Annotated in this window: 12 protein-coding genes, 1 tRNA gene and 2 pseudogenes; 5 read left to right on the top strand and 10 right to left on the bottom strand. The window is 67.8% G+C overall.

The window, feature by feature from the left end; all coding sequences use genetic code 11:
• A pseudogene (locus AB0I21_RS35955) lies at positions 1–267 on the top strand (glycosyltransferase family 2 protein); the annotation flags it as partial.
• Positions 268–272: 5 nt separating this feature from the next.
• Entirely contained in the window at positions 273–758 is a 486-nt protein-coding gene (gene soxR / locus AB0I21_RS35950) for a redox-sensitive transcriptional activator SoxR (protein WP_360567938.1), read from the top strand.
• Here soxR and AB0I21_RS35945 read toward each other — a convergent pair.
• Entirely contained in the window at positions 739–1,689 is a 951-nt protein-coding gene (locus AB0I21_RS35945) for an NAD(P)H-quinone oxidoreductase (protein ID WP_360567936.1), read from the bottom strand. The two genes, soxR and AB0I21_RS35945, sit on opposite strands and share 20 nt — an antisense overlap.
• On the bottom strand, positions 1,652–2,296 hold the full coding sequence (locus AB0I21_RS35940) for a hypothetical protein (protein WP_360567935.1): 645 nt from the start codon (positions 2,294–2,296) through the stop codon (positions 1,652–1,654). Before AB0I21_RS35940 ends, AB0I21_RS35945 begins: the two co-directional genes overlap by 38 nt.
• A gap of 209 nt (positions 2,297–2,505) precedes the next feature.
• Between AB0I21_RS35940 and AB0I21_RS35935 the strand changes: the two genes are divergently transcribed.
• The 3 genes from AB0I21_RS35935 (at position 2,506) to AB0I21_RS35925 (ending at position 4,443) form a co-directional block, all read left to right on the top strand.
• Positions 2,506–2,593 (top strand) — tRNA-Ser (locus AB0I21_RS35935).
• Between the two features lie 286 nt (positions 2,594–2,879).
• Positions 2,880–3,797 (top strand): nucleotidyltransferase, encoded by a 918-nt coding sequence (locus AB0I21_RS35930; RefSeq protein ID WP_360567933.1) that lies wholly within the window; start codon positions 2,880–2,882, stop codon positions 3,795–3,797.
• Position 3,798: 1 nt separating this feature from the next.
• Positions 3,799–4,443: a hypothetical protein gene (locus tag AB0I21_RS35925; RefSeq protein WP_360567931.1), complete on the top strand. Its 645-nt coding sequence runs from the start codon at positions 3,799–3,801 to the stop codon at positions 4,441–4,443.
• A 435-nt stretch (positions 4,444–4,878) separates the two neighbouring features.
• Here the strand turns inward: AB0I21_RS35925 and AB0I21_RS35920 are convergent, their stop codons facing one another.
• From AB0I21_RS35920 to AB0I21_RS35885, 8 genes and pseudogenes are all read right to left on the bottom strand, one after another.
• Positions 4,879–6,645, bottom strand: a complete 1,767-nt coding sequence (locus tag AB0I21_RS35920; RefSeq protein WP_360567929.1) for an ATP-binding protein — start codon at positions 6,643–6,645, stop codon at positions 4,879–4,881.
• A gap of 770 nt (positions 6,646–7,415) precedes the next feature.
• The gene (locus AB0I21_RS35915) at positions 7,416–8,174 is read right to left on the bottom strand and encodes a 2-phosphosulfolactate phosphatase (protein WP_360567928.1); all 759 of its coding nucleotides are present in this window, start codon (positions 8,172–8,174) and stop codon (positions 7,416–7,418) included.
• Positions 8,175–8,176: 2 nt separating this feature from the next.
• A pseudogene (gene purL, locus AB0I21_RS35910) lies at positions 8,177–10,630 on the bottom strand (phosphoribosylformylglycinamidine synthase subunit PurL); the annotation flags it as partial.
• An 11-nt stretch (positions 10,631–10,641) separates the two neighbouring features.
• Positions 10,642–11,322 carry a phosphoribosylformylglycinamidine synthase subunit PurQ gene (gene purQ, locus AB0I21_RS35905; protein ID WP_354889879.1) on the bottom strand — a complete coding sequence of 227 codons (681 nt, stop codon included), beginning with the start codon at positions 11,320–11,322 and terminating at the stop codon, positions 10,642–10,644.
• Complete coding sequence (gene purS / locus AB0I21_RS35900; protein ID WP_360567926.1) at positions 11,319–11,579, bottom strand: phosphoribosylformylglycinamidine synthase subunit PurS; 261 nt, start codon at positions 11,577–11,579, stop codon at positions 11,319–11,321. Before purS ends, purQ begins: the two co-directional genes overlap by 4 nt.
• Positions 11,580–11,741: 162 nt before the next feature.
• The gene (gene purB / locus AB0I21_RS35895) at positions 11,742–13,160 is read right to left on the bottom strand and encodes an adenylosuccinate lyase (RefSeq protein WP_360567925.1); all 1,419 of its coding nucleotides are present in this window, start codon (positions 13,158–13,160) and stop codon (positions 11,742–11,744) included.
• Positions 13,161–13,241: 81 nt separating this feature from the next.
• Entirely contained in the window at positions 13,242–14,828 is a 1,587-nt protein-coding gene (locus AB0I21_RS35890; protein ID WP_360567923.1) for a sugar ABC transporter permease, read from the bottom strand.
• Between the two features lie 33 nt (positions 14,829–14,861).
• Positions 14,862–16,136, bottom strand: coding sequence for an acetyl-CoA C-acetyltransferase (locus AB0I21_RS35885; RefSeq protein ID WP_360567922.1), 1,275 nt, complete (start codon positions 16,134–16,136; stop codon positions 14,862–14,864).
• Positions 16,137–16,149: the final 13 nt, after the last annotated feature.

Below are 16,149 nucleotides of genomic sequence, written 5' to 3'. Positions count from 1 at the left end.
AACTGCTACCTCGGCGACCTCGAGACCTGCTTCAAGCTCATGCCCGTCGAGCTGTACCGGTCGCTGCAGATCAAGTCCGCCGGCTTCGGCATGGAAGCCGAGGTGACCGGCAAGCTGCTGCGCAACCGGCACCGGCCCTACGAGGTGCCGATCAGCTACCGCGCCCGCACCCGCGAAGAGGGCAAGAAGATCACCTGGAAGGACGGCGTCGAGGCGCTGTGGATCCTCTCCCGTGAGCGCGTCCGTAAGCCGTCGCACAAGCGCTGAGCCGCATGGCTGAGCTGCTCACGATCGGCGAACTCTCGGCGCGCAGCGGGGTCGCGCCGTCCGCGCTGCGGTTCTACGAGAAGCTCGGCCTGATCCACTCCACCCGCACCGGCGGCAACCAGCGCCGTTACGAGCGCACCGAGCTGCGCCGGGTCTCGTTCATCAGGATCTCCGCGCAGGTCGGCATCCCCCTGGAGACGATCAAGGAGGCGCTGGCGTCGCTGCCGGCCAACCGCACCCCGACCCGCGCCGACTGGGCCCGGCTGTCCCGCAACTGGCGCGGCCACCTCGACGAGCAGATCGCGCTCCTGGAGCGGCTCCGCGACACCCTGACCGGCTGCATCGGGTGCGGCTGCCTCTCCCTGCGCAGCTGCACCCTCGCCAACACAGCCGACCGCCTCGCCTCCCGCGGCCCGGGCCCGGTGATCCTGACCGACCCTCCTACGGCCGCGCCTTCTACGGCCGCGCCTCTTACGGCCGAGTCAGAATGATCTTGCCGAAGTGCTCGCTGGAGGCCATCAGCCGGTGCGCCTCCGCGGCGTCCGGCAGCGGGATCCTGCTGTGCACGACCGGCCCGACGATGCCCTCGTCCATCAGGGGCCAGACCTCCTCCCGTACACCTCGGATGATCGCCGCCTTCTGCGCCTTCGACCTGGACCGCAGGGCCGTCGCGGACACGCTGCCCCGCTTCGCCAGCAGCGCACCGAGGTCGAGCTCCGCCTTGCGGCCACCCTGCATGCCGATCACCACCAGGCGGCCGCCCTCCTTGAGCGCCTTCACGTTGCCCTTGAGATAGGCGCCGCCGATGATGTCGAGGATGACGTCGGCCTTCACCGTCTCGCTGAAGTCCTCGGCCGTGTAGTCGATCACCCGCTCGGCGCCGAGCTTCTTCAACGCCTCGTGCTTGGGCGCCCGGGCCGTCGTCACCACGTGCGCCCCGAGCGCCGCGCCCAGCTGCACCGCGAACGTGCCGATCCCGCTGCCGCCGCCGTGCACCAGCAGCGTCTCGCCCGGCTGGAGCCCCGCGACCTCGACGACGTTGGAGAAGACCGTCGCCGCCACCTCGGGCAGCGCCGCGGCGTCCTCGATGCTCACGTTCCGCGGCACCGGCAGCACCTGTCCTGCCGACGCCACCGCCAGCTCCGCGTAGCCGCCACCCTCGATGAGGGCGCAGACCTCCTGCCCGGCCTGCCACTGCGGCGACCGGCTCTCGACGACCCGCCCCGACACCTCCATGCCCGGATACGGCGGCACCCCCTCAGGCGGCGGATAGAGCCCCTGCCGCTGCAGCAGGTCGGCGCGGTTGACCCCCGCCGCACGCACCTCGATCAGCACCTCACCGTCGGCCGGCACCGGATCGGGCACCTCGCTCCAGCGCAGTACCTCAGGACCACCAGCCTGCTCGATCGTGATCGCGCGCATGCCACCCATTTTGCGCCACGCGATGATCGCGCATCCACGCCGTCCACATCGGCCCCGGCTCCGCCGGCGTTGTCCGCGTCGGCCCCGTCGTGGGTCCCGCCGTGGGTCCCCCCGTCGGTTCCGTCGCGGGTTCCGTCGTCGGCTGCGCGGTCGGTCCGCCCGTCGGCCCGGTGGTCGGCTCGGTCGTCGGCTCCGGCGCCGTCGTGGGCTCTTCCGTCGTCTGCGGCGTCTGTACAGCGGAAGCCCCGGCCCTCTCGACGCGCTTCACCGGCTTCTTCGCCGTCTGCACCGGCCGCTGCGGCTGCACGGCCCCCGGCACCGCCCGAACCGGCGGCGTGCCGAGCTCGAGGACCGGCTGCGGCGCGGCGGGCACCCCGTACATGTTGACGTCCACCACCGGCTCGGGCATCGCCATCCCCTGCTCGGCCCGCTGCGGCTGCGGCGCCGGCGCGCCCCGCTGCGGCGACTCCCACCCCGCCGCGCCGATCACCACCCCGAGCGCCGCCACCCCGACCCCACCCGCGACCAGCGCCACCAACGGATGCCTGACGATCCGCCGATGCCTGGTGACGTACGCTGCCCGTGGATCGTTGAAGAAGAGATGCATCCCTACCGGCCCCCGCCCGTGGTGTGTCTGTCACTTCCCCTGAGTCTGCGCAGCTCCCACTAATGAGATGCGACATTTGGGACGGAGTGTCACGATGTCATCTGGTCGCGGTCGCCCAGTCCGCCACCGCCCCCAGGACATCTGGCCTCCCTCACACGGGTGACCACCACCGCCCCGGGACGATCTGGCAGACTGTTCGACGTTCCGCTGGAGGGCTCGCCTAGTGGCCGATGGCGCCGGTCTTGAAAACCGGTGAGGCGTTCCGCGTCTCCGTGGGTTCGAATCCCACGCCCTCCGCAAGTACCAACCAGAAACGTCCGCTGAGCAGCCCTTGCATAGGGAGTCTGTCCGTACGGGCAGACTCCCGGTTGCCTCACTCGCTCCCGTCAGGGCCGACTGAGGATCGCCCGCCGTGTCATGACCGTGTCATGAACGCATCCCCTAGGGCTCGACCTGTGGTCACCTCAGCCACCGCCTGCAAGATCGCACGATTGGCGACTGGAAAAAATGTCGTGCCTGCGGTGTAGCGTGCTCACGGCCTGAACTTAGGCGTTCGTGATCAAGTATCCGTTTGGAGCCGGCCGTGACCATGACACTGCGAGACCGCACAGCGCTGCTTAGGCAGTGGATCAAGCCGTCCAGCGACAGCGAGCAACAGCGCCAGGACCGTGCGGTGCGAATGATTGAAAACGCTATCAAAGCTCACGCGGAGTTCAGCGGTACTCCGATCAGGGTCTACGCAAAGGGCTCTTACGCAAACAAGACCAACGTTCGATTAGACAGTGACGTAGACATCGTAGTAGAAAATCACGACTGCCAGCACTTCGACTACCATGGCGACTACGAACGCCCAGCGAGGACTGGAAACCCTTACGAAGGGAAATGGACGCCAGAGAAGTGGCGAAAGGAAGTCACTAGAGCGCTTCAAGGATATTTTGGCGATAGCGACGTAGATGCCAGCGGCGAAGTGGCGCTCGCAATCTCAGAGGTCACGGGAAGTCGCCCGAGTGCCGACGTGGTGCCCAGCTTTGACTATCGCCGGTACGATGACCCGAACCGTCGCTTAGCACACTCCGGAAGTAAAGTCTTCAAGAAGAGTGGCGGAGAGGTTGTGAACTGGCCGAAGCAGCAACTGGAAAACGGCAGGGAAAAGAACGGTGGATGGTTCGGCACGGGCGGCAGGTACAAAAACTACGTACGCGCCTTGAAGAACGCCGAAAACGCACTCACCAGGATCGGCGCCATTGAACCGCTGCCCTCCTACTTGATGGAATGCCTGGTTTGGAACGTACCGAACACTGTCCTGACTAAGAGTGATCTAGACAGAGGGTTTCGCGCAACCCTTCAATGGCTTAACGAGAACCTCGATTCGTCCAGATTCGATCAGGAATCATGGGAGGAACCGAATCAGCTCAAGTACCTGTTCGGTTCTCACCAGAAGTGGACGGTCACAAACGCGAGAACACTGATCTCTGCAACGTGGACCCTTCTGGAGTATTAACATGGAGAATCCAGGCAAAGTTGTCCGCATTGTCGCAATAACGGTCAGTGCGATATACGCGTTATGCCTCCACTTCAGTGGGCTAACGCTTCAGGGCGGAGTCAAGCAGGGACTGCTGTACGTTCCAACGCTGATCGGCTTCGGCGTGGTGGCGTTCGACTTGTGGCTTTGGAAGCTTCCGTGGCTGCTTCCCATCTCTGGAAGGCCACGCATAGGTGGAACATGGGTTGCCCAGATCCTTCCTCGCCAAGACAGCCATATTCCAGAGGGCGGCAACCGTGGCCCGATCGATGCAGCACTGATTATCGAGCAGACGTACTGGTCGCTCGCCATTACGGTCCTGACAGGCGAGAGCGCATCACACTCCACGGCTGCTGCGATCATCGCAAACCGCGACAGCAGGGAGCGACACATAGTTACGTACACCTACGAAAACCTTCCGAAGCAGGGGAATCGTCCCAGAAGTATGCCGCACGTTGGAGCTTCGCAACTGTTTCTCGCAGGGAAAGCGCCTACAGTGATGACCGGCTTCTACTGGACCGATCGATTTACCGTCGGGGACATGGAACTGCGACAGCTGAACCGAAAAACAGACTACATGACGGTAGCGGACGTGATGCTTGCTGCGACCGATGCCGCTCAGTAGGGCTGCGACCTTTCATCTTCCTGACTTACTTCTCTGGCAAGGTGTAATCTTCCAGCGCCGCTTCTATTCGACGGCGAGCTGCCTCGTCTTGACCATCGGTGCATTTGGCGTGAACTTTTTAGCAGCACGTTGACGCTATGGCCGGCAAATCCGCACATGGTCTCCCGACGTTTTACTGGTGGGCCAAGGTCGGGCGATGATTGTCGAGACTGACGGCCCGCACCATCGCAGCGCGCGCCGATACGCGGATGACAGAAACCGGGATTTGCAGTGGCAGCGCTGCGGAGTTCCGACCGCACGCCTTCCTGTCGAGGATCTGACCGATTAGTCCGTTCTTGACACACGCCTTTACGAAGAAGTGCGCCGCCACCCCGGCCGCCGTAAGCAGGGCATAACACTGACCGCCCCACGAAGTCGCACCAGTCGGATTCGGCATCAACCGAGCGGGTCGTGATCATCGATTCGAAGCTGCTGATTCAGGACATATTTTGTGTTCTTGCTCCTATTCTTCCCGCCAGTGACTTCGATATCACCGTCGCGCTTTAGTCGGCCGAGCCAATGCTCGGTTGCCTTCTCCGACGCGCCGATAACCTGAGCTATTTCCGCTTTAGAGAGTTCTCCTAAATGTGCTAATGCCTCCAGGATTTGCCGCCTTCGGTTCGGCCTTGGCTTTCGCCGAGCCTCGTGAGTTCCCACGAGCTTTGCAAATTCGGAAATTGTGTACCTTGCCCCGCCGCGGCTTCCAGTTTGATCCACCAACTCGCGTGCGACCAAGTCCTGCAACTCGAAGTAGGCCACTCGGCTGTCATTTACACCCGTGGCCGCGCGGTACTTCGCATTGTCTAGCACCTCTCCACGCTTCATGAGTGCAAGCGCGATGCACTGCGAGTCCCGAATCCCCTCCCTCCCTAGCGTACTTAGCCAAAGCACGGTCTCATCGTCGAGGAGGGCATGGTTTGGCATAACGACTTCAAAGGATGTGACCTTGTCCTTGAAGAGCGGTGGGCCCATTCCGGCGCGACGCAACGACGAGATCATTGCACGGATACCTGATCCGCGATTCTCGCACACCGTCCGGTCTTCGCCAGGAATAGACACTTCTTCAAGGAGTTTCAGGAGCAGAGCATTACGGGCCGACGAACGGCCCTCTTCGCCCAGCCTGTTAATATCTAGCGAGCCAAACAAGCCACCTGGGTTCTGGATTCGAAGCCGGTCTGGATAGAGTTCTATCTGAACTTGCGTCCCTCTGGATCCCGGCGAGAGATCGCGGTGGACGAGCGCGTTAACGATGGCTTCACGAAGGGCCTCGGGGGGATACTCCCAAACGTCTCGACGGCCGTCGCCTGTAATTAAAGCCCGACGAGTCATATTCCGCTGGATTGCCGCGAGCGCCTCGCGTGCCATGTATGGAATCGATCCATTGACACTCACATTATCCAAGAATCTGACGCCCGACGGCGAGCTTTCACCCGTCACGGTGGGATAGTGGACGAAGGTAACGTTGAGTTGAGGAAAATGCTGCTGTGGATAGTGCCCGAGAGACAGAAGGCCGGCTAGAGAGGGACGCAGCACTCCTGATGCATCGGGGACAACTACCCGATTCATTCTCAAAACCGTTTCATCGTCCTCGTTGCCCCAAAGGCGAGGATTTTGTTCGCGCAGCCTGGAGATGTACGCTTCAATGGCATTCCGATCGAAATCGTCGGACGTAGCCCCAGGAACAGGCTCGCTATCGAACATCGGCTGGCCACGCTCGACGATGAGTTGATGAACCTCTTCCGCAGTAAGTCGGCGATCCGAGTCGCCCACCCGGATGTAGGTGCCCCCGTTGATTCCTTTTTTAGTGACGTAGCAAGGCTTCTGTTCACGGGGAAGTTCGTTAACCAGAGCGACTACTACGGCATTACCATCTACTTCGCCAATCGTTAGCTCCGGCTGGAGCGGTGGAGTAATGTCGTCCCTACACATGGCTGCGAGATCAGCGAGCATCTTGCGTGGATCCGCTAGGCCAGTAGGTCGAAAGCCTGGAGTGTCGTCCAAGCCGAGGATGAGTGTGCCTCCTCCTGGACTATTACTGAAGGCGGACAAGCTCTCCCTGGCCGAGGTGGGAAGCCCAGCTGCTGCTGACTTAACCTCAACTCGCGTGGCCTCTGAGCCAAACTTGCGCAGCTCGATGATCAAGACCTCAAGTCCGTCGGTCACGTCAGCTCCATCTTCCTAACCAGGAAGCAAGTCTTCCTAAGTTAGGAAGATGATGCCACTGTTGAGGAAGAAGTGCACCCTGAACTGGATCACTGCACTGGGCTCGCCAACCGACCGAGACCTGTGACGTGGCCTCCGGCGCGCAGCGGCCCATCTTCCTAGTAAAACGAGCCATCTTCCTAAGTTAGGAAGATGGCGCATCCGTGCTGCGCTTCGTTTCGAGGCTCTCGTCCTCCGAACTACGCTGGATCTGCGCGGCGGTCCGCCGTCCTCTCCCGCTCAGGAGAGCGACTAGCTCTCAGGTGCGCAACCTTCTGCCGCCCGCCTGTAGCCCATAGCCGGACGTTGCTCATCCGGCATGCATGAGCCGCGTCATGGAGACGAACACCAGCAAGGTTCGGGCAGATCAAGCCCGCTTCCTTCATCGGTCTTGAAACCCGGTGAGGCGTTCCACCTCTCCGTAGGCTCGAATCCCACGTCCCACCGCTTCTGCCGGCCATGGGTGACACGCAGCCCGCCCGGACGGTGCGATACACCGCCCAGGCAGCGTCAACAGCACGACGTCGAGGCATACCGACACTCAAGCACAGTGGTACGACAGAAACCCCGGCCGACGTGTGGGCACGGCACCACAGCGACCACCGGGATGCGGCGCGCACGCGGGTGAGGCTGCCGCGCGCAGCGCCGGCAGTGCGAGCGCAGCGAGCATTGGGGTGCGGGTGAGAATCCCCGCCGGGCCCCGCCGCGGAGCGGTGGGGGGAATTACAGCATTACTGCGCGGGGGTAAAAGACTGGCCGGTGAGGAGCGGGACGGTGTCGGAGGTGCCGGACTGGATGGCGAGGGTTACGTCGTCGGTGAAGCCGCGGGAGATGAGCTCCTGGCCGCTGACGCAGCGGCGGACCGCGGCTGGGACGTCGCGGACCGCGGCGAGGGCGGCGAGGGTGACCGCCGCCTCGACCGAGAGGGGCACGCCGTGCAGGGACAGGCCGTCCAGGACGGCGGCGGCGCCCAGGAGGTCCTCGACGCAGGGGCGGAGGGTGCCGTCGGGCCAGAGCTCGCCGGCGGCGACGACGCCGATGGGGGTGGACGGGGTGCCGTGGCCCTGGGAGTGCAGCCAGCGGGCCACGGCGGGCGCGTTGCGCAGGCAGGCGGCGATGACGGGGACGCCGGTGGAGGCCGCGGCGGAGCAGATGGAGGCGCCGTTGGGGGACGGCAGGACCAGCTCGGCCACGAAGGGGGCGGCCTGCAGGGCGGCCGGCGAGAGGGACCACGGGGAGCCCGCGGAGACCTGCTTGCGGCCGACGGCGACGGCGGCGCCGATGCGGTCGGCGTAGGCGCGGGCCTGGTCGCTCCAGGGGAACGGGTGGACCCGGATACCGCGGCCGACGGCGATGTCGACCGCGGTGGAGAACGACAGGACGTCGACGACGACCAGGACCGAGCAGACGCGCGCCAGCTCAGCGGCGCCGGCCGGGCCCCAGTCGAACCGGGCGCCCGAGCCGGGCTGGCTGAAGACGCCCTCGGTCATCGTCAGGCGTCGGGCTCGTCCGGCGCGGCGTCCGGGGAGGCGGCGACGGGAGCGCCGGACACCGCGGACGGCACCTCGGGCACCTCGGGCGCGGCGACCGGATCGAAGATCCCGGCCTTGGAACCGCCCGAAGAATCGGAATTATCCGAATTGTCCGAAGAAGCGGAAGCCGGCGGCTCGTACGCGGGAGCCTCCGTCGACACCTCGCCGAAGAGCGACGGCAGCGTGCCCTTCCACGCGGAGCGCAGCTCGTCCAGGGAGATCGTGAACTGCCCCCGCACGTCCAGCGCCCGGCTGCGGCCGTCGACCGTGCCGATGGTGGTCACCGGCAGGCCGTGCTGGGCGCAGAGCGCCGTGAACGCCTGCTCGTGGCCGCGCGGCACCGAGACCAGCGCCCGGGCCGTCGACTCGGAGAAGAGCGCGACGAACGGGTTCAGCCCCTCCGGCAGCGTGATGTTGGCGCCGTGGTCGTAGCGCAGTGTCGTCTCGACGAGGGCCTGGGCCAGGCCGCCGTCGGAGAGGTCGTGCGCCGACGAGAGGTGGCCCCGCTCGCCCGCCTCGGTGAGGACGGAGGCGAGGATGCGCTCGCGGACCAGGTTGACCCTGGGCGGCTGGCCGCCGAGGTGGTTGTGCGTCACCCAGGCCCACTCGGAGCCGGACAGCTCCTCCTGCGTCTCGCCGAGCAGCATGATCACGTCGCTGTCGCCGCCGAAGCCCATCGGAACGCGGTTGCCGACGTTGGAGAGCACGCCGAGGACGCCGACGACCGGGGTCGGGTGGATGGCCTGCGAGCCGGTGGAGTTGTAGAAGCTGACGTTGCCGCCGGTGACGGGGATGCCGAGCTCGGCGCAGCCGTCGGCGAGGCCCCGGACCGCTTCGGCGAACTGCCACATGACCTGCGGGTCCTCCGGCGAGCCGAAGTTGAGGCAGTTGGTCACGGCGAGCGGCGTCGCGCCGGAGGCGGCCACGTTGCGGTACGACTCGGCGAGGGCGAGCTTCGCGCCGTTGTACGGGTCGAGGCGGGCGAACCGGGCGTTGCCGTCGGTCGACAGCGCGATGCCGAGGCCGGTCTGCTCGTCGATGCGGATGATGCCCGAGTTCTCCGGCTGGGCGAGGATCGTGTTGCCCTGCACGTAGCGGTCGTACTGCTCGGTGACCCAGCTCTTGTCGCACAGGTTGGGGCTGGCGGCCAGGCGCAGCAGCGTCTCGCGCAGCTCCACGCCGGTGCGCGGCCGGGGCAGCGTCTCGGCCCGGTCGGCCTGCAGCAGGATCAGGTCGGCGGGCTCGCGCATCGGCCGGGCGTAGACCGGGCCGTCGTCGACGAGGGAGCCGGGCGGGACGTCGACGACGATCTCGCCGTGCCAGCTGATGACCAGGCGGCCGCCCTCGGTGACGCGGCCGATCGCGGTGGCGATGACGCCCCAGCGCTCGGCGACGCGGAGCACCTCGTCGAGCTTCGACGGCTCGACGATGAGGAGCATGCGCTCCTGCGACTCGCTGGCGAGGACCTCCTGCGGGTCCATCGAGGCCTCGCGCAGGGGCACCAGGTTGAGGTTGATGTCCATGCCGGTGCCGGCGGACGCGCTGGTCTCGGTCAGCGCGCACGTGAGGCCCGCGCCGCCGAGGTCCTGCACGCCGACGATGAGCTCCCGCTCGTACAACTCGAGGCAGCTCTCGATGAGCAGCTTCTCGATGAACGGGTCGCCCACCTGCACGGACGGGCGCCGGGCCGGGCCGTCGCTGTCGAAGGTGGCGCTGGCCAGCACCGACACGCCGCCGATGCCGTCGCGGCCGGTCTTGGCGCCGAGCAGGACCACGACGTTGCCGGGGCCGTGCGCCTCTTTGTTCTGCAGCCGGTTGACCGGCAGCACGCCGACGCACAGCGCGTTGACCAGCGGGTTGCCCTGGTAGCAGGGGTCGAAGACGACCTCGCCGCCGATGTTGGGCAGGCCGAGGCAGTTGCCGTAGCCGCCGACGCCCGCGACGACCCCGGGCAGGACGCGCTTGGTGTCCTCGTGGTCGGCGGCGCCGAAGCGCAGCGGGTCCATCACGGCGACCGGGCGGGCGCCCATGGCGAGGATGTCGCGGACGATGCCGCCGACGCCGGTCGCCGCACCCTGGTAGGGCTCGACGAAGCTCGGGTGGTTGTGCGACTCGACCTTGAACGTGACCGCGATCTCGTCGGAGATCCGGATGACCCCGGCGTTCTCCCCGATGCCGGCCAGCATCAGGTCCGACTTCGGCGCCTTCTCGCTGAACTGCCGCAGGTGGACCTTGCTGCTCTTGTACGAGCAGTGCTCGCTCCACATGATCGAGTACATGGCGAGCTCGGACGACGTGGGGCGGCGGCCGAGGATCTGCTTGATCCGCTCGTACTCGTCCTCGCGGAGGCCGAGCTCCTCGTAGGGCTGCTCCTCGTCGGAGGTCTCCGCGGCGTGCGAGACGGTGTCGAAACCCGTTGTGGCGGTCATACACGAGCTCCCAGGTGTGCGAGCACGGACGTGAAGATGCCCAGCCCATCGATCGACGGACCGGTCAGCACCTCGACCGCGTGCTCCGGGTGGGGCATGATCCCGACGACGTTGCCGGCAGCGTTGGTGATGGCGGCGATGTCGTGCAGCGAGCCGTTGGGGTTGCCGCGGATGTACCGCGCGACGACCCGTCCCTCGCCTTCGAGCTCGTCGAGCGTGTGCTCGTCGGCCATGTAGCAGCCTTCGCCGTTCTTGACCGGGATGACGATCTCCTGGCCGTGCTGGAACCCGCCCGTCCACGCGGTCGCGGTGCTCTCCACGCGCAGCGACTGGTCCCGGTTGCGGAAGTGCAGGTGCTGGTTGCGGGTCAGCGCACCCGGCAGCAGGTGGGCCTCGCACAGCACCTGGAAGCCGTTGCAGATGCCGAGCACGGGCAGGCCGTCGCTGGCCGCCTTGATGATCGACTCCATCACGGCGGAGAACCGGGCGATCGCGCCGGCGCGCAGGTAGTCGCCGTAGGAGAAGCCACCCGGCAGGATGACGGCGTCCACGCCGTACAACTCGGAGTCCGCGTGCCAGAGCGAGATCGGCACGGCGCCGGTCAGGTGCACGGCACGGGCGGCGTCCCGGTCGTCGAGCGAGCCGGGGAACGTGACGACACCGATCCTGGCGGTCACTGCTGCTCGCCCTCGGTCGGCGTCTCCTCGACCCGCAGGGTGAAGTCTTCGATCACCGGGTTGGCGAGGAGCTTGTCGGCGATCTCGCGGGCCCGGTCGAGGTCGGCGGCGCCGTCGAACTCGATCTCGATCCGCTTGCCGATGCGGACGGATGCCACGTCGGCGACGCCGAGACGTGGCAGCGCGTTCGCGACCGCCTGACCCTGGGGGTCCAAGATCTCCGGTTTGAGCATGACGTCCACCACGACGCGGGCCACGGGGCACTCCTGACAGTTGAGTCGGGCGCTCGAGGGCGAGCGACACGAGCCTACCGGGCGGGGCAACGCCGCAGATCACCGGCTCGATGACCCCTGCGGCGACGCCCGAAATATCGCCCGCCACGCATCTTAGCGGCCCGCCCCGCTGTCAAGATCTTCTGTTCACAGGATGGGCGGCGGCACGTACGCCCCGGCCCCGGGGTGCTCCGCGACGATCGCCTCGATCTGCGCCACAACGGCGCTGACCTGCGCGGATGCCGCCCCGACGAACTGCTGCGGGTCGGCCACCAGGGCGTCGATCTCGTCCTGGGTCAACCGTAGCCGCTCGTCGCCGGCCAGCCGCCGCAGGAGGTCGTTGTCCTGGATGCCCTTTTCGCGCATGGCGAGCGCCACCGCGACGGCGTGCTCCTTGATCGCTTCGTGAGCATCCTCACGGCCCACGCCGCGTGAGACGGCCGCCACCAGGACCCGCGTGGTCGCCAGGAACGGCAGGTAGCGGTCCAGCTCCCGGGCGACGACCGCCGGATACGCCCCGAACTCGTCCAGAACGGTCAGGAACGTGGCGAACAGCCCGTCGACGGCGAAGAACGCGTCCGGCAGCGCCACCCGGCGGACCACCGAGCACGACACGTCGCCCTCGTTCCACTGGTCGCCGGCCAGCTCGCCGACCATCGACAGGTAACCCCGGGTGATCACGGCGAGCCCGTTGACCCGCTCGCACGAGCGCGTGTTCATCTTGTGCGGCATCGCCGACGACCCGACCTGGCCCTGCTTGAAGCCCTCGGTGGCCAGCTCGTAACCGGCCATGAGCCGGATCGTGGTCGCCAGGCTCGACGGCCCCGCGACCGCCTGCGCGAGCGCCGACACCACGTCGAAGTCCAGCGAGCGCGGGTACACCTGGCCGACGCTGGTCAGCACGGTGCCGAACCCGAGGTGCTCCGCCACCCGCCGCTCCAGCTCCGCGGCCTTCCCGGCGTCGCCGCCGAGCAGGTCCAGCTGGTCCGCCGCCGTGCCGACCGGGCCCTTGATCCCCCGCAGCGGATAGCGCCGCAGGAGGTCGTCGATTCGCCGGTACGCAATGAGCAGCTCCTCGGCGGCGCTGGCGAACCGCTTGCCGAGGGTGGTCGCCTGCGCCGCCACGTTGTGCGACCGGCCGACCATGACCAGGTCGTCGTACTGCCGGGCCCGCGCCGCGAGCCGGGCGAGCGCCGCCACCATCCGGTCCCGGACCAGCTCCAGCGACCTGCGGATCTGCAGCTGTTCGACGTTCTCGGTCAGGTCGCGCGAGGTCATGCCCTTGTGGATGTGCTCGTGCCCGGCGAGCGCGGAGAACTCCTCGATCCGCGCCTTCACGTCGTGCCGGGTGACCCGCTCCCGCTCCGCGATGCTGTGCAGGTCGACGTCGTCGAGCACCCGCCGGTAGTCCTCGACCACACCGTCCGGCACCGCCACCCCGAGGTCCCGCTGTGCGGTGAGCACGGCCAGCCACAGCCGCCGCTCCAACCGCACCTTCTCCTCAGGCGACCAGATCGCCACGAGCTCCGGCGACGCATACCGACCAGCAAGCACATTAGGAATCACGTGCCCTATTCTCTCCCGCCCGGTGTGCCCTGGTGCGGGGCGGGTGGTCGCGCCCGGGAATGCCGGCGCGGCCCGATGCCGTCACGTGCGGGGCGGGTGGTCGCGTTCGGGGAGGCCGACGCGCAGGGCGACGCGGTCCAGGTACAGCAGCTGCGCGGCGACCGCGGCCAGGAAGAGCAGGACGAGCAGCCACAGCGGGAGCAGCTGCGCGTAGGGCAGCTCGTCGGGGGCGCGGCGGACGAACAGGGACTGCACGAGGGCGTTCTGCGCGGTGGGGTGGTCGCCGGCGGCGGTGACCAGGGGCCAGATCAGGTCCTGGGCCTGGACCAGCCACGTCGCCACGTACGCCAGCGCCAGCATCGGCAGCGCGGGCAGCAGGACGCCGGTCCAGGGGGCGCGGTGCCCCTCCTGCAGCAGGACCTCACGGCGCTGGGCCTGGCCGCGGAAGAGCAGCGCCAGGATGAACAGGGCCGGGATCGCCACGCGGGACGGCGGGATGAGGCCGATGAAGGAGTCGAGGCGGTCGGCGGTGACGCCGGCGGCGAAGTTGCGCAGCGCGAGCGGGGCGGAGCCGACGAAGAGGAACAGGCCGAAGGGCAGCAGCAGCCACTCGCTGTGCCGGCCGAAGGGGCGCAGGCCGCTGATGCCGAACGCGGCCAGGGCGGCGACGGTGACCCCGACGAGGGTGGAGACGACCGGCGGCAGCCAGGTGTTGACCCAGGTGGAGGGGGTGCCGGGCCGGCCGGTCTCGGTGATGTGCGACAGCCAGGGGCCCAGGCCGGAGATGACCGTGCCGAGCGTGGCGAGCAGCAGGACGCCGCCGACGATCCACGGCACGAGCGGCGGGGTCTTCTGTGCGCGAGGGGCGGCGGGGTCCACCTCGAGGCGGGTGCCGGGCAGGATCACCAGCAGGGTGGCGGCGAGGCCGAGCAGGATCAGCGGCACGAGGAGCGTCACGGACGCGGCCGCGCCGACGCCGAAGGTCATCGTGCGGAAGGAGGTCTCGTACATGAGGCGGGCCGGGCTGAGGTCGGCCCTGGTGCCGAAGCCGCCGATGAAGGAGTACGTGAAGTCCTGCAGCGCGACCGCGACGACGGTGAGCACGGCCAGGCCGCCGACGACCAGCGCGGCGGGGATCGGGCTGCGGGTGGAGTCGAGGGTGCGGCGGCGCAGCGCGGCCAGGTAGGCGGTCGCGGCGAGCGCGACGACCAGGCCGAACGTGCCCAGCCAGTACGACGCCCGGGTGGACGACTCGCGCAGCGCGACGGCGATCGCCACGGGGGCGAAGGCCACGAGGGGCAGGGCGAGCGCGACCCGGGTGACCCACCGCGCCCACGTGCCGCCGGCGTGCGCGGCCCAGGCGATGGCCGGCGCCAGCAGCAGGACCAGCAGGATCGGCACGACGGCGAGGCTCAGGGTGAACCAGTGCGCGTCGGCGAGCCCGCGCGAATACGCGGTGTCGTAGTTGTCCCAGCCGACGCTGTCGCCGCCCTCGGTCAGCCGCAGCCCGTTGAGCTTGCGGAAGCTGGACGTGACGGTCCAGTACAGCGGCTCGACGTAGGACGTCAGGAGCAGGACGAACGCGGGCAGGGTGAGGATCAGGCCGACGGCGACCTGCCAGCCGGGTCGGGGCGTCGGCGGCCGGAGCATCGTCGGCTGGATCGTCATGCGTCAACGATATGGGTGAATCAGGGCCGCCGCTCACCTGGACAGGATCGCGGTCACCCCTTGCCCGCCGGCGGCGCAGATGGAGATGAGGCCGCGCCCGGAGCCGCGCTCGGCGAGGAGCTTGGCCAGGGTCGCCACGATCCGGCCGCCGGTCGCGGCGAACGGGTGGCCGGCGGCGAGGGAGGAGCCGTTGACGTTGAGCCGGGAGCGGTCGACGGCGCCGAGCGGCTCGTCGAGGCCGAGGCGCTCCTTGCAGAACGCCGGGTCCTCCCACGCCTTCAGGGTGGCGAGCACCTGCGACGCGAACGCCTCGTGGATCTCGTAGAAGTCGAAGTCCTGCAGCCTGAGGCCCGTGCGGGCGAGCATGCGCGGCACCGCGTACGCCGGCGCCATCAGCAGGCCGTCGCCACCGTGCACGAAGTCGACCGCCGCGGTCTCCGCCGTGTCGAACCAGGCGAGGACCGGGAGGTTGCGCGAGGCGGCCCACTGCTCGGACGCCAGGAGCACGACCGCCGCGCCGTCCGTCAGCGGTGACGAGTTGCCGGCGGTCATGGTCGCCGACTTCCCGCGGCCGAAGACGGGCTTCAGCGTGCCGAGGCGCTCCAGGGAGGTGTCGGGGCGCAGGTTCTGGTCGCGTTGGAGGCCGAGGTACGGCGTGACCAGGTCGTCGAAGAAGCCGCGCCCGTAGGCGGCGGCGAGCTGCAGGTGCGACGCGAGCGCCAGCTCGTCCTGGGCGGCCCGGGTGATCCCGAACTCCAGTGCGGTCAGCGCGGCGGAGTCGCCCATCGACAGCCCGGTGCGGGGCTCGGAGTTGCGCGGGATGTCGGGCTTGAGCTGGGTCGGGCGCAGCTTGCTGACCGCGCGGAGCCGCGCGCCGAGCGACCGGGCCCGGTTGAGCTCCATGAAGACCCGCCGCATGTCCTCGTTGACGCCGAGGGGCGCGTCGGAGGTGGTGTCGACGCCACCGGCGATGCCGGCGTCGATCTGCCCGAGGGCGATCTTGTTGGCGACGAGGATGGCGGCCTCGAGTCCGGTTCCGCACGCCTGCTGGACGTCGTACGCGGGAGTCCGCGGGTCGAGGCGGGACCCGAGCACGGATTCCCGCGTGAGGTTGAAATCGCGGCTGTGTTTGAGCACCGCACCCGCCGCGACCTCGCCGAGTCGCACTCCTGCCAGGCCGAACCGCGCCACGAGTCCGTCTATAGCGGCAGTCAGCATGTCCTGGTTTGATGCAGTGGCGTAGGCACTGCCCGAGCGCGCGAAGGGGATGCGATTACCGCCGACGATCGCCACTCGATTCGGGGCCATCGGATTCTCCTCC

The sequence above is a fragment of the Dactylosporangium sp. NPDC050588 genome, assembly GCF_040654975.1.
GTDB classification, from domain to species: domain Bacteria; phylum Actinomycetota; class Actinomycetes; order Mycobacteriales; family Micromonosporaceae; genus Dactylosporangium; species Dactylosporangium maewongense.
This window is presented reverse-complemented; position numbering and strand designations above follow the sequence as displayed.

Coding starts and splice junctions, on each gene's coding strand:
- soxR (WP_360567938.1), top strand. CDS start 273: ATGGCTGAGCTGCTCACGATCGGCGAACTCTCGGCGCGCAGCGGGGTC.
- AB0I21_RS35945 (WP_360567936.1), bottom strand. CDS start 1,689: ATGCGCGCGATCACGATCGAGCAGGCTGGTGGTCCTGAGGTACTGCGC.
- AB0I21_RS35940 (WP_360567935.1), bottom strand. CDS start 2,296: ATGCATCTCTTCTTCAACGATCCACGGGCAGCGTACGTCACCAGGCAT.
- AB0I21_RS35925 (WP_360567931.1), top strand. CDS start 3,799: ATGGAGAATCCAGGCAAAGTTGTCCGCATTGTCGCAATAACGGTCAGT.
- AB0I21_RS35915 (WP_360567928.1), bottom strand. CDS start 8,174: ATGACCGAGGGCGTCTTCAGCCAGCCCGGCTCGGGCGCCCGGTTCGAC.
- AB0I21_RS35890 (WP_360567923.1), bottom strand. CDS start 14,828: ATGACGATCCAGCCGACGATGCTCCGGCCGCCGACGCCCCGACCCGGC.
- AB0I21_RS35885 (WP_360567922.1), bottom strand. CDS start 16,136: ATGGCCCCGAATCGAGTGGCGATCGTCGGCGGTAATCGCATCCCCTTC.